General features: G+C 63.3%; 4 protein-coding genes. All 4 read left to right on the plus strand.

Annotation, left to right across the window (positions count from 1 at the left end):
• Nucleotides 1-343 precede the first annotated feature (343 nt).
• The 4 genes from IVB32_RS17570 (at nt 344) to IVB32_RS17585 (ending at nt 6,854) form a co-directional block, all read left to right on the plus strand.
• Nucleotides 344-3,835, plus strand: a complete 3,492-nt coding sequence (locus IVB32_RS17570; RefSeq protein ID WP_247410795.1) for an indolepyruvate ferredoxin oxidoreductase family protein — start codon at nt 344-346, stop codon at nt 3,833-3,835.
• 403 nt (nt 3,836-4,238) lie between these two features.
• On the plus strand, nt 4,239-5,396 hold the full coding sequence (locus IVB32_RS17575) for a thiolase domain-containing protein (protein WP_247385082.1): 1,158 nt from the start codon (nt 4,239-4,241) through the stop codon (nt 5,394-5,396).
• The gene (locus IVB32_RS17580; RefSeq protein ID WP_085360844.1) at nt 5,396-5,785 is read left to right on the plus strand and encodes an OB-fold domain-containing protein; all 390 of its coding nucleotides are present in this window, start codon (nt 5,396-5,398) and stop codon (nt 5,783-5,785) included. Before IVB32_RS17575 ends, IVB32_RS17580 begins: the two co-directional genes overlap by 1 nt.
• 208 nt (nt 5,786-5,993) lie before the next feature.
• The gene (locus IVB32_RS17585) at nt 5,994-6,854 is read left to right on the plus strand and encodes a MaoC family dehydratase (protein ID WP_247385093.1); all 861 of its coding nucleotides are present in this window, start codon (nt 5,994-5,996) and stop codon (nt 6,852-6,854) included.
• The last annotated feature ends 102 nt before the right edge of the window (nt 6,855-6,956 follow it).

The following is a 6,956-nucleotide window of genomic DNA, read 5'->3' on the forward strand; positions in this document are numbered from 1 at the left end:
GCTCGCAACCGCACTGCACAACGCCAGGCCCACGAGAGCCAGGCCAGTGAGAATCGTCCGCATCGAAAGCCTCTCCTGCGACCCATCGACGCCGTGCCGGATGACGGGGCGTCAATTCGTTGCGCGACGGCGGGGGTATGGTGACACAAAATGAAAATCGCGGATGCCAATGCAGCCACGAAATTGCGATTTTTACCCGGCGCTCCCTTTGGTCCAGAATTGTGATGCGGAGCGTGAAATATCCGACATAGAGTGGCGGAAATGGTCGGCGCGCCCTAGCTAAAAACAACGGGCAGGCAACGGCTTAAGCAGCCAAGCGCTCAAAAGGGCGGAAGAGGACATAATGGGCATCAACCAGGGTCCGATCAGTCTCGATCAGAAATACACCCAGGACACCGGACATATTTTCACGACGGGCATTCAGGCCCTGGTCCGGCTGCCGATGGCCCAGATCCGGCGCGACCGTGCCGCGGGATTGAACACCGCCGGCTTCATCTCCGGCTATCGCGGCTCGCCGCTCGGCGGCTATGACCAGCAGCTCTTCGCCGCGCGCAAGCATCTCGAGCAGTACAACATCAAGTTCCAGCCCGGCGTGAACGAGGATCTGGCCGCGACCGCGGTCTGGGGCTCGCAGCAGCTCAACCTCTCGCCCGGCGCCAAGTATGACGGCGTGGTCGGCATCTGGTACGGCAAGGGCCCCGGCGTCGATCGCTGCGGCGACGTCTTCCGCCACGGCAATGCCGCGGGCTCCGCCAAGAACGGCGGCGTCTTGTGTCTCGCCGGCGACGACCACGGCGCAAAATCCTCGACGGTCCCGCATCAATCCGACCACGCCTTCATGTCGGCGCTGATGCCCTATCTCTACCCGTCGAGCGTACACGAGATGATCGAGATGGGTCTTCTGGGTATCGCGATGTCGCGCTACTCGGGCTGCTGGGTCGGCATGAAGGTGATCACGGAGACGGTGGAGACCACCGCCGAGATCGACCTCACCGACGAGATGACGCCGTTCGTGATCCCGACCGATTTCGAGATGCCCGAAGGCGGCCTCAATCTGCGCTGGCCCGACGACCGCTTCGCCCAGGACCGCCGCCTGCAGGACTACAAGGGCTTTGCCGCGATCGCCTTTGCACGCGCCAACAAGGTCAATCGCGTCACCATGGACTCGCCCAACGCCCGCTACGGCATCATGGCGTCCGGCAAGAGCTACGAGGATATCCGTCAGGCGCTGCGCGAGCTCGGGATCACGCCCGAGGTCGCCGCCAAGATCGGACTTCGATTGTACAAGATCGGCATGCCGTGGCCTCTGGAGCCGGAAGGCGTCAGGCAATTCGCTGTAGGACTCGAGGAAATCTTCATCATCGAAGAGCGCCGCGAGATCGTCGAGAACCAAGTGAAGCAGGAGCTGTTCAACTGGCGCGACGATGTCCGTCCCCGCATTATCGGCAAGATGGACGATCACGACAAGCGCTTCCTTCCCTTTGCCGAAGAACTCAGCGTCGCCTCGCTGGCGAGCTCGCTGACCGAGCGGCTGCTTCGACTTGATCTCAATCCCGAAATTGCAACGATGCTGCGCGCCAAGGCCGATTGGTTCAACGGCCGCCAGGCATCGCAAATGCAGGCGACCGCGCCTGCCGCCCGCACCCCCTATTTCTGCTCCGGCTGCCCGCACAACACCTCGACCAAGGTGCCCGAAGGCAGTCGCGCCTTTGCCGGCATCGGGTGCCACTTCATGGCACTGTGGATGGATCGCTCCACCGAGACCTTCACCCACATGGGCGGCGAGGGTGTGCCGTGGGTCGGCGTTGCCCCCTTCACAAAGGAAGAGCACGTCTTCGCCAATCTCGGCGACGGCACGTATTTCCACTCCGGCAGCCTCGCGATCCGCCAGGCGATCGCCTCCGGCGCCAACATCACCTATAAGATCCTCTACAACGACGCGACCGCGATGACCGGCGGCCAGCATGTCGACGGGGAATTGTCGCCGCAGCAGATCACCTTCCAGCTACACAGCGAAGGCATCCGCGAGATCTATCTGGTCTCAGAAGATCCCGACGCCTATCCGGCGAACGAGATCGCGCCCGGCGTCAAGACCGCGCATCGTGACGAACTCGACGCGGTCCAGAAGACCCTGCGGAAGGTCAAGGGCGCGTCCGCGATCGTGTTCGTGCAGACTTGCGCCGCCGAGAAGCGGCGCCGCCGCAAGCGCGGCACGATGGAGGATCCGGCGCGCCGTGTGCTGATCAATCCCGCGGTGTGTGAAGGCTGCGGCGATTGCTCGGTGCAATCGAACTGCATTTCGGTCGAGCCGCTCGAGACCGAGTTCGGCCGCAAGCGCGCCATCAACCAGTCGACCTGCAACAAGGATTATTCCTGCGTCAAAGGCTTTTGTCCGTCCTTCGTCACCGTCGACGGCGGCAAGATGCGCAAGCGCGCGCCGGCGGGCGTCGGCGATATCGGCGATCTGCCCGAGCCGGCATCGCGCCCCAACCTGGACAAGCCCTACAACATCGCTGTCGGCGGCGTCGGCGGGACCGGCGTGCTGACCATCGGCGCGCTGCTCGGCATGGCCGCCCATATCGAGGGCAAGGCCTCGATGATCCTCGATATGTCGGGCCTGGCGCAAAAGGGTGGGGCGGTGCTGAGCCACGTCCGCCTGTCCGATCATCCGGCAGAGGTGACCTGCTCGCGCATCGTCACGGGCACGGCCGATGTCGTGCTCGCCGCCGATGAGGTGGTCGCGGTTGCCAAGGACACCATCTCACTCTGCGACACCAGCCGCACCCGCGGCATCATCAACAGCCACGTCATTCCCACCGCCGACTTCGTTCTCAACCGCGATTTCAACTTCCAGACCCGCAAGCTGAACGGGCTGCTGGAAACCGCGCTGCACAAGGACTCGGTATTCTTCGACTTCACCAAGCCGGCCGAACAGCTGCTCGGCGACAGCATCGCCACCAACATGATGATGATGGGCTACGCCTATCAGAAGGGCCTCTTGCCGTTGTCAGCGGAGTCGATCGAGCAGGCGATCGAGGTCAACGGCGTCTCGATCAAGATGAACAAGGAAGCCTTCCGCCTCGGCCGCCTCGCGGTCGCCGATCCCGCACGGCTTGCCGGCATGCTGAAGGGAACGGATGAGGTCGTTGCGCCCAAGTCCCTGGACGCAATGACGCTCGACGAGGTCATCGAGCATCGCACCAGGCATCTCACGGCGTACCAGAACGGCCGCCTCGCGAAACGCTACCGCAAGCTGGTCGATCAGGTCAGCGACGTCGCCAGGCAGGGCGGCTATGACGAGGCGCTGACCCGCGCCGTTGCGGTCAACTACGCCAAGCTGCTGGCCTACAAGGACGAATACGAGGTCGCGCGCCTCTACACCGATGGCGCCTTCGAAAAGCAGCTCCGCGACCAGTTCGAAGGCGACTTCAAGTTCAACTTCAACCTGGCCCCGCCCATTCTGAGCAGGGGCGTCGATGCGCTCGGCCGCCCGAAGAAGCGCGCCTTCGGCCCGTGGATGCTTCCGGTGTTCCGCGTGCTGGCAAAATTCAAGTTCCTGCGCGGCACGCCGCTCGACATCTTCGGTCGCAGTGCCGACCGCAAGCTCGAGCGCGATCTGATCGCCGGCTACGAGAAGGACGTCGCCACCGTGCTCGGCCTGCTGTCGCCGCTGACGATCGATACCGCGGTGGAGCTGCTCTCGCTGCCCGACCGCATCCGCGGCTACGGCCCGGTGAAGGAGAAGGCCGTAGCAGACGCCAAGGCCCGCTACGCCCAGCTCGCCGCCGACCTCGCGAACCCGCCGCCGGCGCCGAGGCAGATCGCGGCGGAGTAGAATTTTCGTGGGGTGGACTCGCTAATCCACCCTGCAAATTCCTGTTTGAAATCAACCACCGTTCTACTGTGCATGGGGTTGTTTTCGCGAAAAAACATTTTTCGATAAAACGAAATCACTTGTGCCGTCTGGCAAAACAGCTTTAGGGTTCTGCCCGTCGTTCCCATCATTGCGAGCGCAGCGAAGCAATTCCAGAGTGCGTCCGCGGAAAGATTCCTGGATTGCTTCGCTGCGCTCGCAACGACGACTGCGGCAGCAGGGCCTTCCACCGCACCTCGGATGATGCGGCGGCCATTTGCGCCAGCCCCTGCCCTCTCGCCCGACGGAATATTTCCGCGCTTGCCAACAGGGCGGCAGCGGTTCAGAAAAAACCGGAAGTGAGAAACGCCAGCGGAGACCTTATTTGACCATCAAGGGCAAGGCCTACATTGCCGGGATCTACGAACACCCGACCCGGCACGCGCCGGACAAATCCACCGCGCAGCTCCATGCCGAGGTCGCCAAGGGGGCGATCGAGGATGCCGGGCTCAGCAAGGACGACGTCGACGGCTATTTCTGCGCGGGCGACGCCCCGGGCGGCGCCTGGCCGATGGTCGATTATCTCGGCCTCAATACCAAGAAACTGCGCCATGTCGATTCAACCGAGACCGGCGGCTGCTCCTACATCATCCATCTCGGCCACGCCGCTGAAGCGATTGCCGCGGGCAAGTGCTCGATCGCGCTGATCACGCTGGCCGGCAAGCCGCGCACCGGGGCGATGCCGCCGCGCGCGGCCGGCGCCGAGGCCGATTTCGAGACGGCTTACGGCGCGACCACGCACAATGCCTATGGCATGTGTGCCATGCGCCACATGCACGACTATGGCACCACCAGCGAGCAGCTCGCCTGGATCAAGGTCGCGGCCTCGCACCATGCGCAATACAATCCGCATGCGATGCTCAAGGACGTCGTGACCGTCCAGGACGTCCTGAACTCGCCGATGATCTCTGATCCCTTGCATCGCATGGATTGCTGCGTGGTCTCCGACGGCGGCGGCGCGCTGATCGTGACCACGCCTGAAATCGCCAAGAGCCTGAAGAAGCCTTTGGTCAAGCTGATCGGACATGGCGAGGCGATGAAGGGCCCGCGCGGCGGCAAGGATCTCGACCTCACATACTCCGCCGGCATCTGGTCCGGCCCGCGTGCCTTCGAGGAAGCCGGCATCACGCCGAAGGACATCAAATACGCCTCGATCTACGACAGCTTCACCATCACCGTCCTGATGCAGCTCGAAGACCTCGGCTTCTGCAAGAAAGGTGAGGGCGGCAAGTTCGTCGCCGACGGCAATCTGATCTCGGGCGTCGGCAAGCTGCCGTTCAACACCGATGGCGGTGGCCTCTGCAGCAACCATCCCGTCAATCGCGGCGGCATGACCAAGATCCTCGAGGCCGTGCGGCAACTGCGCGGCGAGGCGCATCCGAAGGTGCAGGTCAAGAATTGCGATCTCGCCATCGCCCACGGCACCGGCGGGCTTTTGGGTGTTCGCCACGCCGCCTCGACGGCCATTCTGGAGCGCGTGTGATGAGCGAAGCCAAGAAATATCCGGCCCCGGTGACGAACCCTGAGACAGCCGCGTTCTGGGATGCGGCCAAAGAGGGCAGGTTCATGATCAAGCGCTGCACCGCGTGCGGCGAGGCGCACTATTTCCCGCGTGCGATCTGCCCGTTCTGCTACTCCGACAAGACGGTGTGGGAGGAGTCTTCGGGCGAGGGTACGATCTACACCTACAGCTTGATGCGGAAGTCGCCGACCGGCCCTTACGCGATCGGCTACGTCACGCTGAAGGAAGGCCCATCGCTCCAGACCAATTTCGTCGATTGCGATTTGACGACGTTGAAGATCGGCCAGAAGGTGAAGGTGGTGTTCAAGCCGACCGACGGCGCGCCATTGCCGTTCTTTACGCCGGCGTAGTCGCTTTCTTCCCTTCTCCCCTTGCGGGAGAAGGTGGCGCGAAGCGCCGGATGAGGGGTCTCTCTCCACCGAGAGATTGTTCGATGGGGAGCGAACCCCTCACCCAAACGAGTTTGTTGCGAGCACCTTGGAGCCCTCTCCCGCAAGGGGAGAGGGCGCATCAATGGGCGCCGCCATTCGCTGAAACTGCCGGGAGGAAACAACAAAAATGTCCGCCAGATACGACGAACTCAAAGGCCTCAAAAACCTCGGCCAGAAATATGCCTACACCGACCGCGAAGTGATGCTCTATGCCTACGGCATTGGGCTTGGCGCCGATCCGATGGACGAGAACGAGCTCGCCTTCGTCAACGAGGGCACGCTGACGCCGCGACCGCTCAAGGTGGTGCCGACTTTTGCATCCGTCGCCGCGTGGGGCGCGGGGCCTGGCGAGATGAACCTCAACCGCGTGATGGTGGTGGACGGCGAGCGCGACATCACCTTCCACCAGCCACTGCCGGTCGCCGCGCACATCACCGCCGATTCCTCCGTGGTCGAAGTCTACGACAAGGGCAAGGACAAGGGCGTGGTCATCAGCCATCAGACCGTGCTCAAGAACGAGAACGGCGAGAAGCTGGCAACTCTGGTCGCCTCCCGCTTCGCCCGCGGCGACGGCGGCTTTGGCGGGCCGAACCTGACCCAGCCGGATCCGCACAAGAGCCCGTCCCGCGCACCCGACACGACCATCGACATCGTGACGCGTCCCGACCAGGCGCTGGTCTATCGTCTCTGCGGCGATCGCAACCCGCTGCACTCCGACCCTGAGTTCGCGAAGAAGGCCGGCTTCCCACGTCCGATCCTGCACGGCATGTGCACGTACGGCATCACCTGCCGCGGCGTGCTCCAGACCTATGCCGATTACGACGCTTCCGCCTTCCGCCAGCACGTCGCGCGGTTCTCCTCGCCGGTCTATCCCGGCGAGACCGTGACCATGGACCTCTGGAAGGACGGCAGCGTGATCTCGTTCGAAGCCAAGGTAAAGTCGCGCGGCGTCACTGTGATCAAGAACGGCAAGACGGTGCTGGGGTGATGATGCCGCTCGACGCGCTCTGAGTTATTTCGTCATGCCCGGGCTTGTCCCGGGCATCCACGTTCTTCGCGCGGTTGGCGATCAAGTTCGTGGATGGGGGGG

It is taken from the genome of Bradyrhizobium sp. 23, assembly GCF_023073295.1.
GTDB classification, from domain to species: Bacteria; Pseudomonadota; Alphaproteobacteria; order Rhizobiales; family Xanthobacteraceae; genus Bradyrhizobium; species Bradyrhizobium canariense_D.